General features: G+C 72.6%; 20 protein-coding genes. 5 read left to right on the forward strand and 15 right to left on the reverse strand.

The features are described from left to right. Positions 1-137 precede the first annotated feature (137 nt). Together ACZ6W9_RS21665 and ACZ6W9_RS21670 are read right to left on the reverse strand one after the other, a co-directional pair. Positions 138-1,370 carry an acyltransferase family protein gene (locus ACZ6W9_RS21665; RefSeq protein ID WP_470119261.1) on the reverse strand — a complete coding sequence of 411 codons (1,233 nt, stop codon included), beginning with the start codon at positions 1,368-1,370 and terminating at the stop codon, positions 138-140. Positions 1,371-1,577: 207 nt separating this feature from the next. Further along, positions 1,578-2,177 (reverse strand): TetR/AcrR family transcriptional regulator, encoded by a 600-nt coding sequence (locus ACZ6W9_RS21670; RefSeq protein WP_470119263.1) that lies wholly within the window; start codon positions 2,175-2,177, stop codon positions 1,578-1,580. A gap of 91 nt (positions 2,178-2,268) precedes the next feature. Between ACZ6W9_RS21670 and ACZ6W9_RS21675 the strand changes: the two genes are divergently transcribed. The 3 genes from ACZ6W9_RS21675 (at position 2,269) to ACZ6W9_RS21685 (ending at position 5,741) form a co-directional block, all read left to right on the forward strand. After that, entirely contained in the window at positions 2,269-3,138 is an 870-nt protein-coding gene (locus ACZ6W9_RS21675; RefSeq protein ID WP_389967018.1) for an alpha/beta fold hydrolase, read from the forward strand. Positions 3,139-3,217: 79 nt separating this feature from the next. Continuing rightward, the gene (locus tag ACZ6W9_RS21680) at positions 3,218-3,784 is read left to right on the forward strand and encodes an alpha/beta fold hydrolase (RefSeq protein WP_470119265.1); all 567 of its coding nucleotides are present in this window, start codon (positions 3,218-3,220) and stop codon (positions 3,782-3,784) included. A 583-nt stretch (positions 3,785-4,367) separates the two neighbouring features. Further along, positions 4,368-5,741, forward strand: coding sequence for an MFS transporter (locus ACZ6W9_RS21685; RefSeq protein WP_470119267.1), 1,374 nt, complete (start codon positions 4,368-4,370; stop codon positions 5,739-5,741). Here the strand turns inward: ACZ6W9_RS21685 and ACZ6W9_RS21690 are convergent. The 3 genes from ACZ6W9_RS21690 to ACZ6W9_RS21700 all read right to left on the reverse strand — a co-directional run bounded on the left by ACZ6W9_RS21690 (position 5,674) and on the right by ACZ6W9_RS21700 (position 9,559). Next, positions 5,674-8,028, reverse strand: coding sequence for an elongation factor G (locus tag ACZ6W9_RS21690; protein WP_470119269.1), 2,355 nt, complete (start codon positions 8,026-8,028; stop codon positions 5,674-5,676). The genes ACZ6W9_RS21685 and ACZ6W9_RS21690 overlap by 68 nt on opposite strands. 436 nt (positions 8,029-8,464) lie before the next feature. Next, positions 8,465-9,064, reverse strand: coding sequence for a hypothetical protein (locus ACZ6W9_RS21695; RefSeq protein WP_470119271.1), 600 nt, complete (start codon positions 9,062-9,064; stop codon positions 8,465-8,467). Between the two features lie 48 nt (positions 9,065-9,112). After that, positions 9,113-9,559, reverse strand: a complete 447-nt coding sequence (locus ACZ6W9_RS21700) for a hypothetical protein (RefSeq protein WP_470119273.1) — start codon at positions 9,557-9,559, stop codon at positions 9,113-9,115. 226 nt (positions 9,560-9,785) lie between these two features. On the opposite strand from ACZ6W9_RS21700, the gene ACZ6W9_RS21705 reads away from it, so the two are divergent. Beyond that, positions 9,786-11,192, forward strand: a complete 1,407-nt coding sequence (locus tag ACZ6W9_RS21705; RefSeq protein WP_470119275.1) for a hypothetical protein — start codon at positions 9,786-9,788, stop codon at positions 11,190-11,192. Positions 11,193-11,225: 33 nt separating this feature from the next. Here the strand turns inward: ACZ6W9_RS21705 and ACZ6W9_RS21710 are convergent, their stop codons facing one another. Then, positions 11,226-12,110, reverse strand: a complete 885-nt coding sequence (locus tag ACZ6W9_RS21710; protein WP_470119276.1) for a helix-turn-helix domain-containing protein — start codon at positions 12,108-12,110, stop codon at positions 11,226-11,228. A gap of 80 nt (positions 12,111-12,190) precedes the next feature. On the opposite strand from ACZ6W9_RS21710, the gene ACZ6W9_RS21715 reads away from it, so the two are divergent. Next, a complete protein-coding gene (locus ACZ6W9_RS21715; RefSeq protein WP_470119278.1) occupies positions 12,191-13,594 on the forward strand; it encodes an MFS transporter in 1,404 nt (467 codons plus the stop codon). Here ACZ6W9_RS21715 and ACZ6W9_RS21720 read toward each other — a convergent pair. From ACZ6W9_RS21720 to ACZ6W9_RS21760, 9 genes are all read right to left on the reverse strand, one after another. Beyond that, positions 13,573-14,004, reverse strand: coding sequence for a hypothetical protein (locus ACZ6W9_RS21720; RefSeq protein ID WP_470119280.1), 432 nt, complete (start codon positions 14,002-14,004; stop codon positions 13,573-13,575). The genes ACZ6W9_RS21715 and ACZ6W9_RS21720 overlap by 22 nt on opposite strands. 65 nt (positions 14,005-14,069) lie before the next feature. Continuing rightward, positions 14,070-14,432: a hypothetical protein gene (locus ACZ6W9_RS21725; RefSeq protein WP_470119282.1), complete on the reverse strand. Its 363-nt coding sequence runs from the start codon at positions 14,430-14,432 to the stop codon at positions 14,070-14,072. 209 nt (positions 14,433-14,641) lie between these two features. Beyond that, a complete protein-coding gene (locus ACZ6W9_RS21730) occupies positions 14,642-14,782 on the reverse strand; it encodes a hypothetical protein (protein ID WP_470119284.1) in 141 nt (46 codons plus the stop codon). Between the two features lie 187 nt (positions 14,783-14,969). Continuing rightward, entirely contained in the window at positions 14,970-15,275 is a 306-nt protein-coding gene (locus ACZ6W9_RS21735; RefSeq protein ID WP_470119286.1) for a MazG nucleotide pyrophosphohydrolase domain-containing protein, read from the reverse strand. Positions 15,276-15,536: 261 nt separating this feature from the next. Beyond that, the gene (locus tag ACZ6W9_RS21740; RefSeq protein WP_470119288.1) at positions 15,537-16,646 is read right to left on the reverse strand and encodes a hypothetical protein; all 1,110 of its coding nucleotides are present in this window, start codon (positions 16,644-16,646) and stop codon (positions 15,537-15,539) included. Continuing rightward, a complete protein-coding gene (locus tag ACZ6W9_RS21745) occupies positions 16,643-17,617 on the reverse strand; it encodes a thiopeptide-type bacteriocin biosynthesis protein (RefSeq protein WP_470119290.1) in 975 nt (324 codons plus the stop codon). The genes ACZ6W9_RS21740 and ACZ6W9_RS21745 overlap by 4 nt, the downstream gene beginning before the upstream one ends. Further along, the gene (locus tag ACZ6W9_RS21750) at positions 17,599-18,747 is read right to left on the reverse strand and encodes a lanthionine synthetase C family protein (RefSeq protein ID WP_470119291.1); all 1,149 of its coding nucleotides are present in this window, start codon (positions 18,745-18,747) and stop codon (positions 17,599-17,601) included. The genes ACZ6W9_RS21745 and ACZ6W9_RS21750 overlap by 19 nt, the downstream gene beginning before the upstream one ends. 11 nt (positions 18,748-18,758) lie before the next feature. Beyond that, positions 18,759-21,836, reverse strand: coding sequence for a lantibiotic dehydratase (locus ACZ6W9_RS21755; RefSeq protein WP_470119293.1), 3,078 nt, complete (start codon positions 21,834-21,836; stop codon positions 18,759-18,761). Between the two features lie 80 nt (positions 21,837-21,916). Next, the gene (locus tag ACZ6W9_RS21760; protein ID WP_390003989.1) at positions 21,917-22,105 is read right to left on the reverse strand and encodes an FxLD family lanthipeptide; all 189 of its coding nucleotides are present in this window, start codon (positions 22,103-22,105) and stop codon (positions 21,917-21,919) included. Positions 22,106-22,162: the final 57 nt, after the last annotated feature.

Genomic DNA, 22,162 nt, shown 5'->3' on the forward strand with positions numbered 1-22,162 from the left:
CAAAAGGGGATGAATGTTGCACAGGATATATGTGATGAAATAGTGCAGATTTGCCGGAATTGTCCGGAGAGGGTGGCGACCCGTGGAAAAGCAGCCGTGTTCCTCGCCGGACGCGCCGTCCCGTCCCCGCCCGCCCCTCACCCGGAGGGCTCACCCATCGGCTTCCCGGCCTCGCCGGATTCGTCGGCCCCGCGGGCTCCGGCCCCCCGTGCCGTCGCCCCCGCCGCCCGCCGGGCGAGCCGCCTGCCGAGGCGCTGGGCCGGGGCCTCGACCAGCCGGTGGGTCAGGTAGGCGAGCGGCACCAGGACGAGGAAGAACAGCGGGAGGTTCGGGACCACCCGCAGCAGGAGCGGATGCAGCAGGTAGAGGGAGAAGCTGATCACCCCGAGGTGGGTCAGCCAGTGGGGGAACGACCTGCGCCGCAGCGCGAACCCGGCCGCGAAGAAGGCCGCGGCCAGCAGGAGCGCCGGGGCCCAGCCGGGGTCGTCCTTGGCGAGGAACCCGCAGGCCAGGACCGTCAGCACGGTGGCCACGGCGGTGCGCCACCGGATCGCCCCCCGCTCCGCGCGGTACACGGCCGTACCGGCGAACATCATGGCCAGGACGATGAGGCCCTGCCATGCGCCGACCCGGCTGCCGAGGACCACCAGCGCCAGGCCGAGGACCCCGCCCGACACCGCGGCGACCGTGGTGCCGTTGACGCCGGTGACGCCGCCGCGTGCCCCGCCCCGCCCGCGCACCGACATCGCGATCGCCGCGACGACAGCCACTCCGAGCAGCGCGGCCACCAGGTCGGCGCCCCCCTTGATGGCCGGGCGCGGCAGCAGGAGCCCCAGCGGCACCGCCGCCAGTGCAAGGACGACCGCGACCACGGCCGAACGGTGCGCCTGCCGTACGGTGAACAGCCCCGCCGTCAGCAGGTAGAACGCCATCTCGTAGGAGAGCGTCCACATCACGCCGATGACGGCGGGCACGCCGAGCAGCTCCTGCAGCATCGTCGCGTTCCCGAGGACGACCAGCGGCAGCGGGCGCATGCCCAGCCCCGGATGGAGGTCGAACGCCCCGGCGGCGGCGAGGAGCAGCGCCAGGACGACCGCGACGGCCAGCAGGGGAAGGAGGCGGAAGGCGCGGCCGATCCAGAAGGTCCGCAGGTCGCCGCGCCGTTCCAGGGAGGCCGGGATGATGTAGCCGCTGACCATGAAGAACACGAAGACGCCCCACGTGCCGACGTCGATCCTGCGGTCCACCTCCACCCAGAGGTCCGGCAGGAACGTCCAGCCCGAGTGGTGCAGCGCGACGGCGAGCGCGGCGGGCCCGCGCAGGGCGTCCAGCCAGGCCAGCCGGGCCTGCCGGGAGGATTTCGGGGGCATTCGCCCGACTTTAGGCGACGAAAGCGACCCCACCGTACGCTTCGGAGCACCCCGCCACGCGAGAACACGTCAGCGGACGAGAGCCGAGAGCCCGTTCAGACCACAGGACTCCAGGCGGACCCCGTGCGTACGTTCAGGCCGCGGACCTCTGTCGGACCCCGCGCCTGTTCAGACCGCGGAACCCCAGGCGGACTCCGGTGAGCCCGGTCAGGCGGCGGACCCTCCGGCGGACCCCGCGCGCCGCAGGGCCTCGCGGGTCGCGGCGACGGCGGCCGCTCCGGCCACCTCCACGGGCTCGGTGGTCCGCAGCGCGCGGCTCAGGACGAACGCCCCCTCCAGCCCCGCCACCATGGAGATCGTGAGCTCGCGGGCCACGTCGCCGGGAACGCCCGCGGCGGCGAAGCGCTCGGTGCCGGCGGCGATCCAGGCGGAGAAGACGTCGGCGGTCGCCCGGCGCAGCGGTTCGCTGGTGCTCGCGACCTCCAGCGCGACGGTGGCGATCGGGCAGGCGTCGGCGTACCCGGTCTCCACGAGCAGCCGGGCGGCTCCGGCGAAGAAGTCACGGACACCGGCGACCGGGTCCGGGGCGGCGTCCATGACCGCGTCGAACATCTCGACGTACGTTCCGCCGGACCGGCGGATGACCTCCTCGCCGAGCTGCTCCTTCCCGCCGGGGAAGAAGTGGTAGATCGAGCCGAAGGGGGCCTCGGCCGCGGCCACGATCTGCTTGAGGCCGGTTCCGGTGTACCCGTTGCGGCGGAACAGCTCGGCGCTGGCGCCCATGATCCGGTCCTTGGTGCTCGCCACCTTGGTCCCTCCCCCTCGTCGTCACGGCCTTCCGATCGTACGCTACTCTCTCGCTAGAGCGATCTATCAACTAGCTTCGCCGGGAGCGGCCATGCCTGAGATCGAACTGTCCGCCGGAATCATCGAGTACGAGGACACCGGCGGCGACAAGCCAGTCATCGTCCTGCTGCACGGCCTCACCATGGACGGCTCCCTGTGGCGGAACGTCGTCCCCCACCTGCGCGCCGACCACCGCTGTGTGCTTCCGGTCCTGCCCCTGGGCGGCCACCACCGGCCGATGCGTCCCGACGCCGACCTCTCCCTGCGCGGACTCGGGCTGCTGGTGGCCGAGTTCCTGGAGCGGCTGGACCTGCGCGACGTCACCCTGGTCTTCAACGACTGGGGCGGCGCGCAGGTCCTGATCGCCGAAGGGCGCGCCGACCGGGTGGGCCGGCTCGTGCTCAGCGGCTGCGAGGCGTTCGACAACTACCCGCCCGGCGTTCCCGGCCGCATCATCGCCGCGGCCGCCAGGATCCCAGGCGGGCTCACGGTGGCCATGCGGTCGCTGCGGGTGCGTCCCCTGCGCAGGATGCCGGGAGGCTGGGGCTGGATGTCCAAGCGACCGGTCCCCGCCGACGTCATGGACGCCTGGTTCCGCCCGGCCCAGACGCGGCCGGAGATCAGGCGCGACCTGCGGAAGTACGCCCTGTCCACCACTCCGCGGCACACGCTGCTCGAATGGGCCGACCGGATGCGGTCCTTCGACCGGCCCGTCCTCGTCGTCTGGGCGGCGGAGGACCGCGTGATGCCGCGGGACCACGGCAGGCGGCTGGCCGAGCTCTTCCCGGACGGCCGGCTCGTCGAGATCGAGGACAGCTACACCCTGATCCCGGAGGACCAGCCCCGGGCGTTCACGCGCGCCGTCCTCGACTTCCTCCGCGACACGGCCCCGGCTCCCCGCCCCGACCGGGCCGCGGGCTGACCGGCGAACGGCTCCGGGCGGCCGGGATACTTGCGGCCGCCCGGAACGTTCTGTCACCCCCGGCGGCTACGCTCCGCTGATGGTCACGGAAACCGACATCGAGCCGGGCGACGGGCACACCCTGCACGTGTACGACACGGGTGCGCCCGACGGCGGTGACCACCTCACCGTCTTCTGGCACCACGGCACGCCGAACATCGGCGCGCCCCCCGAGCCCCTCTTCCCGGCCGCGGAGCGGCTCGGCCTCCGCTGGGTCTCCTACGACCGGCCCGGGTACGGCGGATCCACGCCTCTCCCGGGCCGGGACATCGCGTCGGCCGCCGCCTGCGTCTCGGCCGTCGCCGACGCGCTGGGCATCGGCCGGTTCGCGGTCATGGGCCACTCCGGCGGCGCGCCGCACGCCCTGGCGTGCGGCGCGCTGCTGCCCGACCGCGTCCTGGGCGTGGTCGGCGTCGCGGGAATGGCGCCCTTCGACGCCGAGGGTCTCGACTGGTTCGAGGGCATGGCCCCTCCGGCGTGGCGTCCCTGCGCGCCGCCTCCAAGGGGCGCGAGGAGAAGGAGCGGTACGAGACCTCCGGAGCCGACTACGACCCGGAGTTCACCCCGGCGGACCACGCGGCGCTCTCCGGCACGTGGTCCTGGCTGAACAAGATCGTCGGCGCGGCCGTCGAGGACGGCCCGGAAGCGCTGATCGACGACGACCTCGCCTACGTCGCCCCGTGGGGCTTCGAACCCCGGCGGGTGCGCGTGCCGGTCCTCCTCGTGCACGGCGGCCGGGACCGGGTCGTGCCCGCCGCGCACGGCGAGTGGCTCGCCCGCCGCTGCCCCTCGGCGGAGCTGTGGCCGCGCCCGGACGACGGGCACATCTCGGTCCTCGGCTCCGCCGAGTCGGCCCTGGAATGGCTCCGGACCCGCACCGGCTGACCGGGATCCGCCGCTCCGGCCCGCGTCGGCCGGCCGGGATCCGATGTTCGGGATCAACGCGGCTGACCGGGATCCGCTTCCCCGGGCCCACGCCGGCCGGGGGGCGATGCGTGGACCCCGTCCCGGGCCGCCGTTCCGTTCCGTCGTCCCGGAGGGAGAGGGCCTCGGTGAACTCCGCGCCCAGCCGGTCGCGCGACCGACCGTTAAGCCCAGGACTACATCCTTTGCCCGGTACCGCACGCGCCTGTGAGTCTCGGCGCATGACGACGCGCCCGACGCCGGAGCCCCACCGGGAGGGTCACCGGATGATCCTGTTGCTGGCCCTGGCCTGCGGCGTGGCCGTGGGCAACATCTACTTCCCCCAGGCGGTCAGCCCGCTGATCGCCTCCGGTCTGCACGTGCCGCCGGGTTCGGCCGCCCTGGCGGTGACCGCGGCCCAGCTCGGCTACGCAATGGGGATCTTCCTGCTGGTTCCCCTCGGCGACCGGCTGCCGCACCGCCCGCTGATCGTCACCCTGTTCGGCCTCACCGGCCTGGGTCTGCTCGCCGCGGGACTCGCCCCCTCCCTGCCGCCTCTCATCGGCGCCGGGGTCCTCGTCGGCGTCACGACCGTGGCCGCCCCGGTCATCGGGCCGATGGCGGCCGGCCTGGTGCCGGAGAACCGTCGCGGCGTGGTCTCCGGGACGCTGCTGAGCGGCTCGATCGGCGGCATGCTGCTGTCGCGCACCTTCGGCGGCTCCCTCGGCGAGTGGCTGGGGTGGCGGACCCCCTACCTGCTGGCCGCCGCGCTCGCCCTGCTCCTCGCGGCGGTCCTCGCCCGCTCGCTGCCCGTGACGGTCCCCGCGACGCGCCGGCCGTACCCGGAGCTGCTGGCCGAGCCGCTGCGCCTGCTCCGCCGCGAACCCGAGCTGCGCCGCTCCTGCTTCTACCAGGCGACCGTCTTCGCCGGCTTCTCCGCGGTCTGGACGAGCCTCGCCCTGCTGCTCACCGGTCCCGTCTACGGCCTGGGCCCGCAGGCGGTCGGGATGTTCGCGCTGGTCAACGCCGTCACCATGGTGTGCACACCGGTCGCGGGACGTCAGGTGGACCGGCGGGGATCCGATCCGGTCAACCTCGTCTGCATGATCGGGGTCATCGTGTCGGCCGCCGTCCTCGCGGCGGGGAGCCTCGGCGGTGTCGCCGGCCTGGTGGCGCTGGCGCTGGGCACGCTGCTGCTCGACGTCGCGATGCAGTCCGGCATGGTCGCCAACCAGACGCGGATCTACCGGCTCCGCCCCGAAGTGCGGAGCCGGCTCAACACCGCCTACATGACCTGCGCGTTCCTCGGCGGCAGCGCGGGCTCCTGGCTCGGCGCCCGGGCCTGCGAGAGCCTCGGCTGGCCGGCCGTGTGCGCGCTCGTGGCTCTGCTCGCCACGGCGGCCCTGATCCGTCACCTGGCGGCCCTGAGGAGACGAGACGCCGGACCGGCGGCCTCGCGGCCACCGCGCCCGGCGTCGGTCCCCACCACGCCGGCGCCGGCCCCTCCCGGGCCTGCGTCCCATCGGCGACCGCACCCGGCACCGGTCCCTCCCGGGCCTGCGTCCCTTCGGATACCGTGCCCGACGTCCGTCCCTACCGGGCCGGAGCCCCTTCGGGCACCGCGCCCGGCACCGGGGCGTACCCGGCGGCCCGGCTGGTGAAGGTCCCCCGGCCCCGGGTGCGGCCGCGCAGCGCGGTCGCGTAGCCGAACAGCTCGGCCAGCGGCACGGTCGCGGTGACCGCCACCGTACCCGCCCGGGTGACCGATCCCGACACCCGGCCGCGCCGGGCCGCCAGGTCGCCCAGCACCCCGCCGACGGCGTCGTCCGGAACGGTGACCGTGACCTCGGCCATCGGCTCCAGCAACGTCATCGCGCAGGCCCTCAGCGCCTCCCGCAGCGCGAGCCGGCCGGCCGTACGGAACGCCATCTCCGAGGAGTCCTTGGGATGGGTCGTCCCGTCGGTCAGCGTCACCCGCAGGCCGGTCACCGGATGACCGCCCAGGGGGCCCTCGGCCAGGGCGTCCCGGCAGCCCGCCTCGACCGCCCGGACGTACTCCTTCGGCACCCGCCCGCCGACGACGGCCGAGCGGAAGACGAAGCCCGCCGTACCACCGTCGCCGCCGCCGCTGGAACCACCGGAGCCGCCGGAGCCGTCCGGGGCGCCGATGCCGCCGGGTTCGCCCGGGGCACCGGGGGCGCCGTCCGGGGCGGAGCCCAGCGGCTCCACGCCGAGGACGACGCAGGCGAACTGACCGGCGCCGCCGTCCTGCTTGACGTGCCGGTACGACAGCCCGGACACCCCGCGCACGACGGTCTCCCGGTAGGTCACCCGCGGCCTGCCGACGCCGACGGCCAACCCGTGGGCACGGCGGATCTTCTCCACCGCGACCTCCAGGTGCAGCTCGCCCATCCCCGACAGCACCGTCTGACCGGTCTCGGGGTCGGTCCGGACCGACAGCGAGGGGTCCTCCTCGGCCAGCCGGGCCAGCGCCGCCGCGAGCCGGCCCGCGTCGGCCCTCCCGCGCGCCTCGACCGCCACGGAGACCACCGGATCGGCCGTCACCGGCGGTTCGAGGACCAGCGGGGCCTCGGGGTCGCACAGCGTGGCCCCGGTGCGGGTCGTCTTCAGCCCGACCACCGCGACGATGTCCCCGGCCGCCGCCCGGTCCACCTCCGTGTGCCGGTCGGCCTGCACCCGCAGGATCCGGCCGATCCGCTCGGTACGGCCCGCGCCCGCGTCCAGCACCACGTCCCCCTTCCGTACGGTCCCCGAGTACACGCGCAGGTAGGCCAGCCGCCCGGTGGCGGTCGAGCTCACCTTGAAGACCAGCGAGGCGAACGGCGCCGCCGGGTCGGCACGCCGTACCTGTGCCGCGTCGTCCGCGGCGGACGGCGTCGCCTGGCCGACGGGCCGTGCCGGTGTCGTACCGTCCGGTGCCAATGGCGTCGCCGGGCCGGTGGGTCGTACCCGTTCCGGATCGTCCGAGGCGGGCGGCGCGACCGGGCCTACGAGTCCTACCCGCGCCTCACCACTGGAGGCGCCCCGTACCGGCGGCACGTCCAGCGGCGAGGGCAGGTAGGCCACGACGGCGTCCAGCAGCGGCTCGATCCCGCGGTTGCGGTAGGCCGACCCGCACAGCACCACCACGCCCTCGCCGGTACGGGTCAGGTCGCGCAGCGCGGCGGCGAGGGTCTCCCCGGAGATCGCGGGCTCCGCGCAGAACTCCTCCAGCGCGCCCGGATGCAGCCCGGCCACCGCCTCCTCGAGGAGCCGGCGGCGCCGGTGCGCCTCCTCGCGCAGACCGTCCGGCACCGGACCCTCCACCGGGCCCTCCCCGGCGGCCTCGCGGTCGCCGGGCCAGACCAGAGAGCGCATGCGCGGCAGATCGACCACGCCGGTGAACCCGTCCTCCCGCCCGATCGGCAGCTGGACCACCAGCGGGGTCACGCCCAGCCGGTCACGGATCGCCGCGGCCACCGCGTCGAGGTCGGCGCCGGCGCGGTCGAGCTTGTTGACGAAGGCGATCCGCGGCACGCCGTGCCGGTCGGCCTGCCGCCACACCGACTCGCTCTGCGGCTCGACCCCCGCGACGCCGTCGAACACCGCGACCGCGCCGTCGAGCACCCGCAACGAGCGCTCGACCTCGTCGGAGAAGTCGACGTGGCCGGGGGTGTCGATGAGGTTGATCCGGTGGCCGTCCCAGGCGCAGCTCACCGCCGCGGCGAAGATGGTGATCCCGCGGTCGCGCTCCTGGGAGTCGAAGTCGGTGACGGTGGTCCCGTCGTGCACCTCGCCACGCCGGTGGACGGCGCCGGTGGCGTACAGGATCCGTTCGGTGATCGTGGTCTTCCCCGCGTCGACGTGGGCGAGGATGCCCAGGTTCCGGACGCCGGTCAGCGGTTCGGTGAGGTGGTCGGTGAGATGAAGGTGCGGGTTCGCACGCATGCCCATGACTCCTGAATGGATTTCGGACAGGACAGCGCGATTAATGACAAAACTCCTGAGACCAGGCCAGGCGAAGGCCCTCGGGTATAGGACCGCCACGCCGGCGCACGCCCGACGCGCGCGCCGCACCGGAGCGCAACCGGACGACCGGCTCTGTACGGGCTCCGCCGTCGCGACACCGCGCCGGGGCATGCCTGAATGGCAGGTTCGCCATCCGGCGGAAGGGGATCAGGCGTTCGTCACGGACATCCGGCATCGGCCGCGCGGCCGATGCCGGGAACCGTCGAAGACACCAGAATCACGTCGTACCGTGACCATGACCGGGGGACGAGTACGACGGTGCGGTGATGGTGACGCACGGCCGGTTCCCCTCTCACTCGTCAAGGCGCGCGCCGCGGTGCGCGGCAGCGTTTTCCCGACGAATGTAACCAACCGATCAGTTCCGAGAAACCGGTTTTTCAGCGACGTCGGCCGGAGATTCCTGAGCCGCCACGGGTTCCCACGTCGGGGAGAGGCACCGCAGGCGGGCCGAGCGGTAGAGCACGATGACCAGGGAGATGAAGACCGCGAACCAGACGACGACCACGGCGGCCCCCAGGCCGACGTAGCCGTACCGCGCGAGGACGGCGAGCGCCCCCACCCCGGCCACAGCCCAGCGCAGCACGTCGAGGAGGTCCGCCGTGGCGGTCTCCCCATGGGGACGGATCCGCCTGATGACGGCCTCGACGGCCAGCCAGACGGTGATCAGACCGCCGGCCGTATCGACGGTGCCGATCACCTCCGCGAAGGAGAAGACCGTCCGCCCGTAGCCCAGGACCCCGCCGGACGCGGCCAGGTTCGCGAACGAGACACAGATCATGAAGACCGCAGAGGCCCAGGCCGCGGCGAACGGGTCATCGCCGGATCGGCGCAGCCGGAACAGCCCGGAGGCGCACATCCCCCATCCGATGGGGTCGAGCAGCAGGTCGAAGCCGTTCAGCCTGAGGGCGCCGAAGGCGATGACGAAACCGGTGGCAATCGTCGTGACGGGCCGCATACGCCGCACCTCTCCCTTGTCTGTCGTCGTCTCCGGGTGAGCCGGTCCTTAAAACGGGTCCTGGCGCATCGCGTCGTTGCAGACCATGCCGGCGAAGCCCCGTTGCCAGGCGACGGGGCTGCTCTGAGACCGGTCGTCGAACACGACGGCGCCATCGAACTCCTCGGACTCCGGAGACTCCTCGGGCTCCGACAGGTGCCATGAGTCCCACACCACTTGCTCCGACCCCGAACCCATCCAGGTCCGGTAGGTGAAGCGGACCGGCTGGGGCTCGTACGGCACCGCCGCGCAGTCGGTGACGACGACGCTCCTCCTCAGGACCTCTGTGTCCCCGCCTCCCACGGTCAGCACGGTCTGCTCCTTCTTCGCCTCGTCGGCGGGCAGCAGGCGGAGGCCCGGCATCTCCGCCGAGACACCGGTGACGGTGAAGGGGACCGAGGCTTCGTTCTCGGTTTCGATGCGCCAGCTACTGGACAGCACACCGTTCTCGTCCACCTCGGCATTGACAAAGAAATCATCGACCCGCCATCTGATCTGCGGCGTTATGACCCCTGAACTCCGCAGGAGAATTGCGATAACCACAAGAACCCCTAAAACGGACATCAGGCCTGGCAATCGGTATCGCCACCTGCGCCATGTGGCGATACCGAATTGCTCCCACATATTCTCGGAGGTCACGCTATAGCACCATATATGGTGACGCTTTGTGACAGTACCTTTGATGACCATTTCGGTAATCTCCGTGGCAGCTCTGCTGACCGCGGCCGTACCGGTCACCCGGGAAAGACTCGACAGATTCGCCACGCTGACCGGCCTTTCCGTCACACCGGCCAACGCCCGGCAGGTCATCGACCATTTCAGCGGTCTGCGCCGGTGGCGGCTGATCACCCTCGCCGCTGCCGTTCCACTGGCCCTGCTCACCGAAGACCCGTTCTATCTGGTCGTGGGCTGGTGCGCCGTTTCCATCCTCCACGGCGTACGGTCGCCGGCCCCGATACCGCGCGACCCCGGCGACACCGCTCTCCATCGGAGGGCGTGGTTGCTCGGTTCGGCCACCGCCGCGGTGGCGGGCCTCCACCTGCTGACGAGCCGAGACGTCACACCGGCGCTTCTGGCCCATGCCGTCATCATGGTCGTCGTGACGGCGGCCGTGCCGCTCGCCGCCCGGAGGACGAGCGCCGGGCCGGCGCCCGAGGAGCCGGACGAAGCGGTCCAGGCCGGACGGGCCCTCGGCCGCTGGTCGGCCCGGAGCCTCCACCTCGCAGGAACCGCGATCGTGCTGTCGGGAGTGGTCCTCACCCCGTGGCGACCGCCGCTTCCGGAACCGCCGGAATACGCGCCGCCCAGGCCGCTCGCGAACGAGACGGCGACCTTCACGACGGTGCGCGGCTACAAGGAGCCCACCTGCGCGTGGTCCGGCCACCTGGATGCCCCCTGCCGGTCATGGAGGGTGAACGGGACGCCGTTCCCTCAGGCGGCGCCGTACGTCATCAGGCCGGGCGGGGCGCCCCGGCTCGCGCCGTTCGTGCGCAGCCCTGACAAGAAGGCCGTCGTCTACCTGGGCAGGGGTGATCGTCGCATGACGTACCAGGACGCCCGGGGCATCCACCGCCTGACCGGCGGCCTGGCCGACACCGCGGTGCCCGCGCCCGCGTTCCTCGGTCAGAACAGGTACGTCGCCCTGGCCGAGGACGACACGCAGATCATCGACACCAGGACCTGGGCCTCGGCGTCGATCCCCGGCGCCCGGCGGGTCCACGATCTCAACGGGAGCGGAATCGTGGTCACCACGGCGTCCCAGGTGCTCGTGGCCGACCTGCGGGGGAGAACCCGGATGAGCCTTCCCCTCAGGAAGGAGGTCAAGGACTCACCCGGGGACACGTACCACCTCCGCCCGGACGGACGCCGCCTCGTCGTCATCCGGGGACGCGAGGGACGTCTCGATACCTTCGACGTGACGACCGGGCGACGCCTGCGCGGCGTCGTTCCCACATTCCCCGGGGACGATTTCCTCGACGTCGGCCTCGGCTGGTCGGAGCAGGGTTCCTTCCTGGTGCGCGGCGTCATGAGCGAGCGCGTCTACCACCTCGACCTGTCGACGGGGAAGCTCTGGAGACGCGACCGCTGAACACGGGCGACCCCGGTGGACGCGTCCGGCCGGTCAACCGTGGGAGATCGGCTCTCCCGGTGACGCGGGGCCGGACGGTGCGCGTGTGGTGGTGGCGGCCAGGTGCCGCAGTCTCTCCTCCGACGCGGAGCCCGGCTCGGCGGCGAACAGGTCCATCCCCTGCAGCTCGGGGTCACCGGGGAGGCCGACGAGTTCGGCGGACAGCCGCAGCTCGCCCACGACCGGATGGTCGAGGACGTAGTCGCGGTGCGTCGCGACGGCCACGTGGTGCTCGTGCCACAGGCGGCCGAACTCGGGGCTCCGCCGGCAGATCGCGTCGACGTGCTCCATGACCCGGGGGTTCGTGGGGTACCGTGCGGCCAGGACACGCAGCTGGGCCACGTGCTCCCGAGCGAGCCGCGGCCAGCCCTCTCCGTGCATGCGCTGGATGTCCTCGTCCAGGAAGATCAGATGGGCGATGGTCCTGTCTTCCTCGGGGAGCGCGGCGAAGTCGGTGAAGACGGCGGCGGCGAGCCTGTTCCAGGCGATGACGTCGGCGTGCCGTCCGAGGACGAGGGCCGGCGTGAGGACCATGGAGTCCAGCAGCCGCTGCAGCCCCGGCCGGAGCGGGAGCTGCGGGACGTCTCGGCACCGGTGCGCGGGATGGGCCAGCGCGTGCAGGTATCCCCGCTCGTCCCCGGTGAGCCGCAGCGCGTCGGCGATGGCGTCCAGCACCTCGGTCGAGACGTTCCGGCTGCGGCCCTGCTCCAGCCGGGTGTAGTGGGTGACGCTCACCCCGGCGAGCATCGCCAGCTCCTCCCGGCGCAGCCCGCGCACCCGCCGTGTCCCGCCGCTCCGGTACGGCAGGCCGGTGTCCTCCGGACGCAACCGCGCCCTGCGGGACTTGAGGAATTCGCTCAGTTCGGCACCACGATCCACGATCACCCAGCCTAGGCAGAATTTGACCAGTCAGAGCGCGGACCTGGCTGGCGGCCGGGACCCCGAGCAGGCTGTCCGGCATGCGACCTGTGATCCCTCTTGTCCTCCTCGGCCTGGGCAGCATGACCACCGCCCTGGACTTCACCATCGTCTACGTCGCGCTGCCGCAGATCGCGCGTGACGTGGGGTTCTCCCCCTACACGCTGCAGTGGGTGGTCAGCGCCTACGCGGTGCCCTTCGGGGGCTTCCTGCTGCTCGGTGGCCGCCTCTCCGACCTGCTCGGCAGGCGGCGCATGTTCGTCCTCGGCCTGCTGCTGTACGGCGTCGCCTCGCTCCTCGGCGGCCTGGCCACCGCCCCGGCCCTCCTGGTCGGCGCGCGGGCGCTCCAGGGACTCGGCGGCGCGGTGCTGATGCCGGCGACCCTGTCGCTGGTCGTCACCATGTTCGACGAGGGGCCGGCCCGCAACCGGGCGATGACCGTGTGGGCGGTGTGCGGCGCCGGTGGGCTCAGCCTCGGCGCGCTGCTCGGCGGCGTGCTGACCGGCGCGTTCGGCTGGGAGGCGGTCTTCTTCGTCAACCTGCCGCTGACCGCGGCCGGCGCCGCCGCGGCGTTCGCCGTCCTGACGCCGGACGGCCCGCGACGGGCGGGCGGGTTCGACCTGCCCGGCGCGCTCACCGGCACCGCGGGCGTCACGGCGCTCGTGTTCGCCATCGCGCGCGGCGCGGAGCCGGGCCCGCTCTCCCCCGAGGTCCTGGCGTCCCTCGCCGCCGCCGTGGCGCTGCTCGCCGCGTTCTTCGTGATCGAGGCGCGCAGCCGCAACCCGCTGATGCCCCCGCGACTGCTGGCCAACCGGCACACGAGCGCCGCCGCCGGAGCCATCCTGGTCTACGGCCTGACCCTGCAGTGCGTGCCGTACTTCCTCACCCTGCACTTCCAGGACGTGCTCGGCTACGACGCCCTGCGGTCGGGCCTGGCCTTCCTCGGGCCGACCCTGGGGATCACGGCGGGCAACCTGGCCGCCGAACGGCTGATCCCGCGCGTCGGGACGCGCGGCACGCTGGTCCTCAGCGTGCTCGTGGGCGCGGCGGGCACGGCGGTGCTGGCGTCGAGCCTGTCCGCCGACGGCTCCTACCTCGGTCTGCTGGCCGGGCTCGCCGGTTTCGGCCTGGGGTCGGGGCTGTCGTTCAACACCATGTTCATCGTGGCCTCGACCGGCGTGGCCCCGCACGAGCAGGGCGCGGTCTCCGGCCTCTCCTCCACCGTCCTGCAGGCGGGCGGCAGCGCGGGCCTGGCCGTACTGGTGGCCGTGGCCGGTCGCGACACCGCCGGCCTGACCGGGCACGCGCTGCGCGCCGCCACCGCCGACGGGTTGCGATCCGCCCTCTTCACCGCCGCGGCCCTCGCGCTGATCGGCGTGGTGGCCGCGCTGGCGATCCCCCGGACCGCCGCCCGGGAGGCGGATCACCGCGTGCCGTCCCTGTAGTCCTCGTCGCTGATCGCGGGCAGTGTCTCGAAGCCGTCCATCGTGAGCCCGGAGCGGCTGGACATCGGGTGGTGGTCCGGCAGGCGCGCCCAGCCGGAGTCCTCGTCGAACTCGAGCGGCTCCCAGTCGAAGCCGGCCATCCACCCCTCGCTGCGAACGGCGAACCCCCACAGCGCCCGGGCCAGGTCCGCCCCGCTCCGGGCGATGGCCCACACGTGCCGGTCGGCTCTGCCCGCCCGGTGTTCCATCAGGTAGTGGTCGGCGCCTTGGATCTTGGCGACCTGGATGTACCAGCTCTCGTCCTCCAGCTCCAGCACCAGTGAGCCGTACCGGGGGAGCTCTTCGACGGCCCACGCGATGGTCATCTGGTCAGGTAGGAACGCCTGGCCATCGAGGATCAGCGATGTCATGGTGCTCTCCGTGTCGGGGGCGCGAGCGGCCTTGAGGGCCGCTCGCGCCACGGGTGCCGCGTTCGTCAGGCGGCCAGGGCCAGCACCGGGGGGAGGTAGGTGATGTCGCCGGTGGCGTCGTGAAGACGCCGGCTCAGCGAGGTGGGGCGGCTGACCACGGTCACGTGCAGTCCCGCCGCCGTCAGCCAGACGGCCAGGTCGGTGAAATACCCGTCCCCCGAGCCGATGACGACCCGCTCGAACCGCAGGTCGATCCTGCTGTTCACAGCCGCCTCGGTGAGGGCGCTGTCGGCCCCGTCGGCGCCCGCGCGGGTCAGCAGCTGAACTCCACGGATCGCGACCCCCACGCTCACCATGGAGAGAGGGTTCACCGCGACGATGAACTGGTCCATGGCGCCGATCGGGACGCGCTCCCGGTACTCGTTCATCGTCTCCCCCACCTCAGCCGTGGTCGGGTAAGGGGACGCCGTCAGGTTCTCGATGTCCAGTAGGTGAATCGTCCGTCCGCCGCGCAAGGATCGCATAGCCGCCCCACTCGCTTCTTGTCGTGACAAGCATACGTAGATTAAAGCCTGTGAACTAAGTATGCAAATAATATGACGACAGGCCGTTCACAAGATAGGAACACGGAGGAGGGTCAGCTGGAGAGCAGCAGCATCAGTTGCGCCGCGGAGGGCCGATCACCCGGTTCCTTGCGCAGGCAGGAGGCGATGACATCGCGGAGCGGCGGTGGCAGGACCCGGAGATCCGGAGAGTGGTGCGTGATCTGGGCGGCCACCTCGTAGTACGAGGGGCATCGAAGGCCGGCCGGGCGGTCGCCGCGAAGTGAGGGTGGATCCTCAGCTGAAGAGGTCCGAGGCGGGACCCGCCCACCTCTCACCGCGGTGCTCAGGCTCTATGACGGCGAAATGGCCAGGCTCCGGGTGAGCCGCCTCGAATCGTTGGCATCGACGGGCAATCTCGGCCTATGTCCAGGCACGTGTCTCGTTGACCCGCTCTTTTTCCCGCAGGGCTTCGGACAGGTCGACTCCGACGCGGTTGGCGATCGCCGCGACGTAGATGAGGACATCGGCCAACTCGGCACCGATGTCTCCCACTGGGCTGGTGGGGTCGATCGGCAGGGAGGCGTGCTTGCGCACGGCCTTGCACACCTCGCCGGTCTCCTCGCTGAGCTTCAGGCACTGCTCGATGATCGTGCTGCCGGAGAAGCCGCGTTCCTTCTCCATCTCCGCGACATACCGCTGGAGTGTCTCCAGTGACGGAGAATGCATACTGGGAAGAGGCTGCATGGCGATCCCGGAGGTGACGGGTGAGAACGCCGCCACGCTAGCAGCACCGCTTGCAGCCCTTCACGGAAATCAGCGGTCTCACATGACACCGCATCGCACCCCTCCGCTGGAGTTGTGATGAGGGGTCGGAATGCAGGAGGGCGACCGCTCCCACCGGCGCGGCACGCCACCGGGGAGCCTATGGCGTTCGCCAGGGCGCGGCGGAGCCACGCAGCCGCGACCAGGTGGAAGCGAAGATCACCGCTATGACGGGAGCCGCTCAGACCCACCGATATCCATGGTCAATGCCTTTTTCGCGGTCTCCACTGAGCTGATGAGAGAGGTGAGCATGCTCTCGGGCAGCGTCCCGGCCCCCAGGGCGGAGGAGGCCACCAGTCCGGCCAGAACCTCGCGTTGCCCGGAGGTCAGTCCCGGAGTGCCGCGGTGCTTGATCAACTCACGGGCGGCGTATCCATCGCCGGCTTCGATGGTCTCCGTTGCCACCTGGGCGAGCACGCGGGCGGCGGCGAGCGGATCGGTATCGCCGGCGAGGGTGGCCACGGTCAGCCCGAGTCGCGCCCGGAAGACCTCATACCCCTGCCGCGGTTCCTGCTCCAGGAAGCGGTCGACCATCGTGGTGATGTCTCGGGCCGGGGATGCCTCGTGGGCGCACATCACGGTCAGGCAGGAGGCGACCTGCTGTTCCCACGGGTACGCCGGTGTGCTCTCCCGCAGCGCCGCCCGTGCCGCGTGCTGCTCACCGCGCAGGCAGTGGGCGACGATCACGGCCTGTCGCCCGTCCATGAGGTGCAGGCCGACGCCCCGGTGGGTCTCGGCGTGCGCGGCCGCCTCGTCCCAGCGGCCGGCGAGGGCCAGGGCGCGGATCCCGTCCTCCAGGTACAGCAGCCAGACCCACTCGCGGAGTTTGTGGTGCTCCTGCCGGGTACCGATGAGGCCCGTCAGCGGTAGTGTGCGGCCCTCGACGAGGAGGGTGGTGTTCGCCGTGACGGCCCGGTGCACCGCCTCCAGCAGCCGTAGGGCTTGGCTGCCGTTGTCGGCGCGGATCTGGAGGCGGGCGAGGTTGATGACGGGTTCGAGCATGTACCTGGCCTGCACCACGGTGAGCGGGGTTTTGCCCGCGCGGTAGACGTTGATGTGCTGCCAGCACAGGTCACGGGCGAGGTCGGGCAGACCGCAGTCGCTGGCCAGCAGCGCGGCCTTGTTCAGGGCGTGCGCCGCCTCGTGCATGCCTTCGCAGTGCCGGGCGATGCCGGCGACCTCGGTGACCCGTTCGGGCAGGGACGGGCAGGCGGGGCGTGGGCGGCCCACCAGCGGGAAACGGCGCGCGGCGGCGCTCAACGTCGTGAGGTTCATGGTCGGCTCCTCGGGAGGACGGCGGTGGTCGCGGCGCGGGCAAGGATGCCCTGGGTGGCGGCGGACAGGCCGATCCGGTTCCAGTGGAAGATCAGCATGTGGGTGAGGACGGCGCGCACTCCGCGGTCGAGACGGCCCGCGGTTGCGGCGTGGCCGAGGCGGCGGCCGACGCTTTCGAACGCGGCGAGCCAGGGGGCGGCGAACGCGATCGGCCCGCCGGGTGTGAACAGGGCGCTGTCGGCCTGCAGGGGGGCGGCCAGCAGGGGGCGTATCCGGTCGGCCAGCTCGTCGACGCGGGTGGTGTCGGCGGCCGGGGGTGCGGGGCGCAGCCGAGCGGCCCGGTCGAAGACGTCGCCGCGTTCGAACCAGTCCAAGCCTGCGGCGGCCAGCAGGGCGGTGAGCAGCAGGAGGGACACCTCACGGCGGCCGAGGCCGGGGGCGCTGTGGCGTGCGTAGTCCAGCACGCCGCGGCTGTCGGCGCAGAACAGGCTGTGGGCCAGGTGCATTCCGGTCGGCCCGCCGAACGCGGCGATCTCCGGTTCGTACACGGTGGGCCACCAGCGGGCAAGAGCCCCGGCGGCGGTCAGCTCGTCGAGCACCCGGTTCACGGCCGAGGGGTCCGCGTCGCGTAGCCGCAGCCGCCAGCACGGGTACTTGCGCAGGAACCACCAGCCGCTCACTGCTCCGCCGGCCTGGAGGTGGTCCAGGCGTGGCCCGAGCAGCGTCGCGCCGACCGTCTCGGCGTTGCCCCAGTCGGTGAACTCGACGCGCACCTGATACCACTGCTCGTCCGCGCGCCGCTCCAGCGCGGCGAGCCCGGCGGCCTGGTAGACCCCCACGGCCTCTTCGAGGTCGGCGGCGTCCACGTTGTTGCTGGTCGCGGCGTGTTCCAGGTGTGTGCCCGCGAGGACCTGGAGCACGGCGGTCGCGAGCTGGTACGGCGAAGCGGTGGTCAGGTGATCAGCAGGCATGCGTCCCATCCCGAGCGTGGCGGCGCGAGGCGCCGCGTGGTTTCCAATGCCAGGCCGACCCCGGCGGCGCCGGTCAGCAGCCCGGCCTCGTCGCCTTCGGCGGCGGTTCGGGTGAGGGCGTCGGCCAGAGCGGGGAGCCGCTGTGCGATCGCGGGGCTCTGTGCGTCGCGGGCGGCCCGGTAGGCGCTCTGGTAGACCCCGGCCATGCCGTGGCACAGTCCCGCGTCGGTGATGCGGCGAAGCTGCCGGCCGGTCAGGCACGCGGCCAGGGCCTCCTCAGCGGCCTGGCCTCGCGGCGGGTCACCGGCGGCGAGAGCGGCGAGCTGCTGGGCGCGGGCGATCCCGGCCGCGCCGTAGCACCAGGACGGCCGGCCGGGTCCGTGCTGGGCGGGGTGGCCGGTGCGCAGGTCCGCGCGGGTGACCCACTGCGGCCACCACGGGCCGTCCGCGGACTCCTGGCGCCACCGGTCGAACCAGGCGGTCAGGTATTCGAGCGCCTGGTGCTGGCCGTCGACCACGCAGCCGCGCAGGGTGGCGAGGGCGAGCAGGGCGAGCAGTCCGGCCGCGCCGTGCGCCATCCCGAGGTTGGCGTGTCCGCCGGGGGTCGGCATGAGCGGGTCCGGGTCGTGGTCCACCCACCATCCCGGCAGCTCGTAGCCGTCTTCGTGCCGTGGTTCGATCAGCCGGATGACGTAGCGCAAGACGTCGGCGAGGGTGTCGCCGCCGGGTGCCCGGCGCAATAGCAGCGCACCGAGCCCTGTGAGCCCGTAGAAGACGTCGTACTCGCCGAACGTGGTGCTGTGGCCGCGTTCCATGCGGTCGGCGGCGGCCGTCAGGCGTCGGCGGGTCGAGCGCAGCACGTACGTGTCCAGGGTGGTGGCCGCCGACCGGTAGCCGGGGTGTCCGTCCGTGCCAGCGGCATGCAGCATGAAGGCCAGGGCCGGTGCCCCGTAGTACAGGCCGGTGTGTGGGGCGCTGTCGATCCGCGCCGCTACGGCCTGCCGGATGAGCTCGTGGGCGTTTCTCCAGTCCCCGGCGCCGGTCAGGGCTCGCTCGATGGGCAAGAGCGCGGCCCCGGCTGTTCCGTTGGCCAGGGACTGGCAGGTCGCCTCGTCGGTGGTGAGGTGCACCGGGCCGGGCTTCACAGGGCGCCCGCCAGGGCCAGGCGGCGCAGCGCGGCCGCGCGTGCCAGGCGTCCGGTGACCCGCTCGAACTCCGGGTCGACGCCCAGAGCGCGCACGTGGTGCTCGTGCAGCAGGGTACGCAGCACGGTGGCCGGGTCGCGCTGGGAGGCGAGGGTGCGGTGGTAGGCGGCCAGCGCCAGGTTGCGGGCGTGCCAGGCGGTGGCGACCGCGTCACCGCCCGGGAGGGCGCGGACCGCGTGGAAGTCGTCGGCGGGGTCGGCCAGGTGGAGGGCGTGGTCGCGCAGGCTGCGATTCAGCGGCCCGGTCTGCTGTTTCAGGCAGCCGAGCAGCGCCCGGCAGCCGGTGGTGGGGTCGGGGGCGAACGTCGCGGCCAGCTGCGTCATCGATGCGGCGGCCACGGCCTGCCCGGGGAGCTGGGCGGCGTCGGCCATCATGATCTGTGTGATGGCGGCGCCGGTGTCGGCGGCGAACACTTCCTCAGCCGCCGTCAGCGCCGGGCCGTCGCCGTAGCGGCCGGGATGCTGCGGGTGAGAGGTCAGGGTCAGGTGCGCGGGCAGGCCGCGCGCCTCCAGGTCCGCGGCGAAGCCGGCCAGACGGGTCGCGACCGGCCCGTACTGCCGGGGGTCGGTGAGGCGCAGGACCACCGCAAGGTATTGGTCGGCCTCGACGCGGATCATGTCGCGGTGGCGGCGTACCCACCAGCGCTCCACCGCGTCGGCGAGCCCGGCGACGAAGGCGGGCAGGTGGGTGGTGAGGATGTCGTCGAACCGGGCGGGGTTGCCCACGATGTGGGCGCGCACCACAGCGCCGGCGCCGGGCCGCAGCAGGGGCCCCGGTGCCGCGGTGACCGGGAGCCGCCGGGGCGGCGGCGTGATGGCGGTCATCGGGATCAGCAGCTCCGCCGGCCGTCCGACCCAACCCTGGGCGTCGGGTGCGGGGTCTTCGGTGAGCTCGATCCGTCCGGTGCGTTCCAGCCGTGCCCGCAGCAGGGCCCGCTCCAGCGGCTGGTCCAGGTCGAGCGGGAGCCGCAGCTCCCCGGCGAGCACGACCCGGGCCGGTACCCGCCACCGCTGCCGCCAGGAACGCAGCGCCGCATCCCACCGGTCGGTGGGGGCGCTGGGCAGGTCGGTGGAGGTGAGGATCCAGCGGGCGGCGGCCAAGACGGTGCGCCGGTAGCGGATACGCGGCACGTACGGCAGGACGCGGGCGGCCCCGAGGTTGAAGGGTCCGAACACCGCGGTGCGCGCGTCGGCGACCTCGGCGAGGAACCGCGCCAGCACAGGGGTGTGGACGGCGGTGTCCAGCGCGTGCGGGATGCGGGGGATCACGCGCCGCCCGGTGGAGCGCTGCACCAGGTACATCTGGTCGGCGTCGGCGGTGACCGCGAGATCGTCCACGCTGATCACGTCGCCATCGGGGTGTTCGGACACCGACACGACGTCGGCCACGAACCGTGGGGCGCCCACCACGTTCGCGTTGTGCGGCCGCCGCGGCGGAAACGACAACTGGGCCACCACCGCGTCCCCGCCGCCTGAGGTGTCGGCGGTGTAGGTCGCGGCCAGCCGTGCGCGGTCGGCGGCATCGAGCAGGTGAGCGAACCGGCCAGCCATGCTGGTGCAGGCGCGGGGCGCGGCGGTGATGTGCAGCCGGAACTCGCCCCGGTCGATCGCCGCGGCGTCGGCGGCGTGCACCGCGACACCGAGCTCGATGCGCTGCGGCGGCACGATGTCGGCGTGCTCGCCCACGGTCAACGCCGCAACGTCGGCATCGGTCAGCGTGATCTCCTCGGCCCCGTTCAGACTCGCCTGCTGGATCAGGCCCAGCAGGACGGCGTCGCGCTCGGTCAGCGTCCGCCAGGAGGGCCGGGCGCGCGGCGCACCGAGGTACCCGCCGGGGTAGCCGAGCCCGGAGTCGGCGACCAGCTCCCGTACCGGCACCAGGGCGCCGGGCCCGTAGCGGGTGCGGAAACGGGCGTGGTAGTCCAGCCACGCGGCCGATCCGAACGGCTGAGTGGTCAGGCGCAGCAGCACGCTCGCGGCGAGCGCGGCCTCGGTCAGCACGTGCTCGGGGACGGTGATGTGACTGTCCAGACGCACATCGGCGGCCAGCACGTACCCGGTGCCCGGGGTGAGCGTGGTCATCTGCGAGGCGGCCACCGCCCGGATTTGCTCGGCCTGCCGCGAGTCGGCGCTGGTGTTGTGGCGGAGCAGCTGCTCGTTGATCTCCTCAAGCCGGGCCAGTACCGCCGCGGTGTAGGGCCGCTGCTCGGCTTCGGCCGCGCGCAGGGCACCGATCAGGTGGACCAAGGGGTCGGTGGCCGTCATCGGCGGGCGCAGGCTGGTGATCAGGAAGCCCTGGTCGACCAGGCCGTGCAGCAACGCCTCGATCGCCTCCGGTGAGGCGGCCGGGAAGCGGCCGACCAGTTCGCGGGCGAGGGCGTCGAACCGGATCGGCGTGGAGGCCGCGGCCAGCGCGGCCTGGACGGGCCGGGTACGGCGTACCGACACCTCCTGTAGCGGCTCGGCACTTCGAGCGCCCACCTCCGCCCGTCTGGAGGCGATGACGCGGCCATCGCGGACGATCCGGGCGCTGTCGGCCACCACCAGCAGGCGTGAGCGCAGGTCCGCATCTGATTCGAGGTGGTCGGTCAGCATCGTGAGCCATTCGGCGTCCGGGCGGACCATGACGCGGTGCCCGGCGCTGATCTTCGCCGTCGCGGGCCCGACGCCGGCGGTGCTCACCCCGGCGAACAACCCGAAGGGGGTGGCACGGCGCTGCCAGCGCAGCAGATACGAGGCCGCGGACATGATGACGCGGCGTAACTCCTTAACGGTGGCCGTGCCGGTGGAGGTGTGCAGGAGCTGGTCGATGCGCGCCGCGAGGACCGGGCTGGCCATCCGCAGCGCCTCGCGGACCTCCTCGCGCGACCACGTCTCCATCAGCCACGTCCGGCCGTCCTGCTGGATCACGGCCGGGTCGGACATCTCCAGATGCGTCGGCACCTGCACGCCGGGATCTGTCGTCGCGCGTACCAGCACCAGGCCGGTGGGCTGGTAGCGCGTGGGAACGGTCATCGTGATCCGCCTCCTGTCCGGCCGGGGGTGAACGGCGCCGCCGGCGCCTCCATCCGGAGGCGCCGGCGGCTGAAAGGGGGTTAGGACGGGTCGTTGGAGCCGGTGCTGCAGGCGCTGCCGCCGCAGGTGGCGCCGCAGCCGTCGCCGGTGGAGCACATCATGGCCACCAGCGGCGTGGTGTCCTCCACCACGCGCATGTCCAGCGTGAACTCCTCATCGGTGACGTCGATCTCGCTGAGCTCGACGTCGGGGGCGAGCAGTGGTGCCATTGCGATCACACTCCTCTTGTAGGGGTTGGGTGTGGTGCGTCCTGGCCTTGTGCGGTG

This window comes from Streptosporangium sp. NPDC053982 (assembly GCF_055585205.1).

What these genes read in the sequence shown, in the direction of transcription:
- ACZ6W9_RS21665 (WP_470119261.1), bottom strand. Translation starts at nt 1,370, where the DNA reads ATGCCCCCGAAATCCTCCCGGCAGGCCCGGCTGGCCTGGCTGGACGCC.
- ACZ6W9_RS21675 (WP_389967018.1), top strand. Translation starts at nt 2,269, where the DNA reads ATGCCTGAGATCGAACTGTCCGCCGGAATCATCGAGTACGAGGACACC.
- ACZ6W9_RS21680 (WP_470119265.1), top strand. Translation starts at nt 3,218, where the DNA reads ATGGTCACGGAAACCGACATCGAGCCGGGCGACGGGCACACCCTGCAC.
- ACZ6W9_RS21685 (WP_470119267.1), top strand. Translation starts at nt 4,368, where the DNA reads ATGATCCTGTTGCTGGCCCTGGCCTGCGGCGTGGCCGTGGGCAACATC.
- ACZ6W9_RS21690 (WP_470119269.1), bottom strand. Translation starts at nt 8,028, where the DNA reads ATGCGTGCGAACCCGCACCTTCATCTCACCGACCACCTCACCGAACCG.
- ACZ6W9_RS21695 (WP_470119271.1), bottom strand. Translation starts at nt 9,064, where the DNA reads ATGCGGCCCGTCACGACGATTGCCACCGGTTTCGTCATCGCCTTCGGC.
- ACZ6W9_RS21705 (WP_470119275.1), top strand. Translation starts at nt 9,786, where the DNA reads ATGACCATTTCGGTAATCTCCGTGGCAGCTCTGCTGACCGCGGCCGTA.
- ACZ6W9_RS21715 (WP_470119278.1), top strand. Translation starts at nt 12,191, where the DNA reads ATGCGACCTGTGATCCCTCTTGTCCTCCTCGGCCTGGGCAGCATGACC.
- ACZ6W9_RS21720 (WP_470119280.1), bottom strand. Translation starts at nt 14,004, where the DNA reads ATGACATCGCTGATCCTCGATGGCCAGGCGTTCCTACCTGACCAGATG.
- ACZ6W9_RS21725 (WP_470119282.1), bottom strand. Translation starts at nt 14,432, where the DNA reads ATGAACGAGTACCGGGAGCGCGTCCCGATCGGCGCCATGGACCAGTTC.
- ACZ6W9_RS21735 (WP_470119286.1), bottom strand. Translation starts at nt 15,275, where the DNA reads ATGCATTCTCCGTCACTGGAGACACTCCAGCGGTATGTCGCGGAGATG.
- ACZ6W9_RS21740 (WP_470119288.1), bottom strand. Translation starts at nt 16,646, where the DNA reads ATGAACCTCACGACGTTGAGCGCCGCCGCGCGCCGTTTCCCGCTGGTG.
- ACZ6W9_RS21745 (WP_470119290.1), bottom strand. Translation starts at nt 17,617, where the DNA reads ATGCCTGCTGATCACCTGACCACCGCTTCGCCGTACCAGCTCGCGACC.
- ACZ6W9_RS21755 (WP_470119293.1), bottom strand. Translation starts at nt 21,836, where the DNA reads ATGACCGTTCCCACGCGCTACCAGCCCACCGGCCTGGTGCTGGTACGC.
- ACZ6W9_RS21760 (WP_390003989.1), bottom strand. Translation starts at nt 22,105, where the DNA reads ATGGCACCACTGCTCGCCCCCGACGTCGAGCTCAGCGAGATCGACGTC.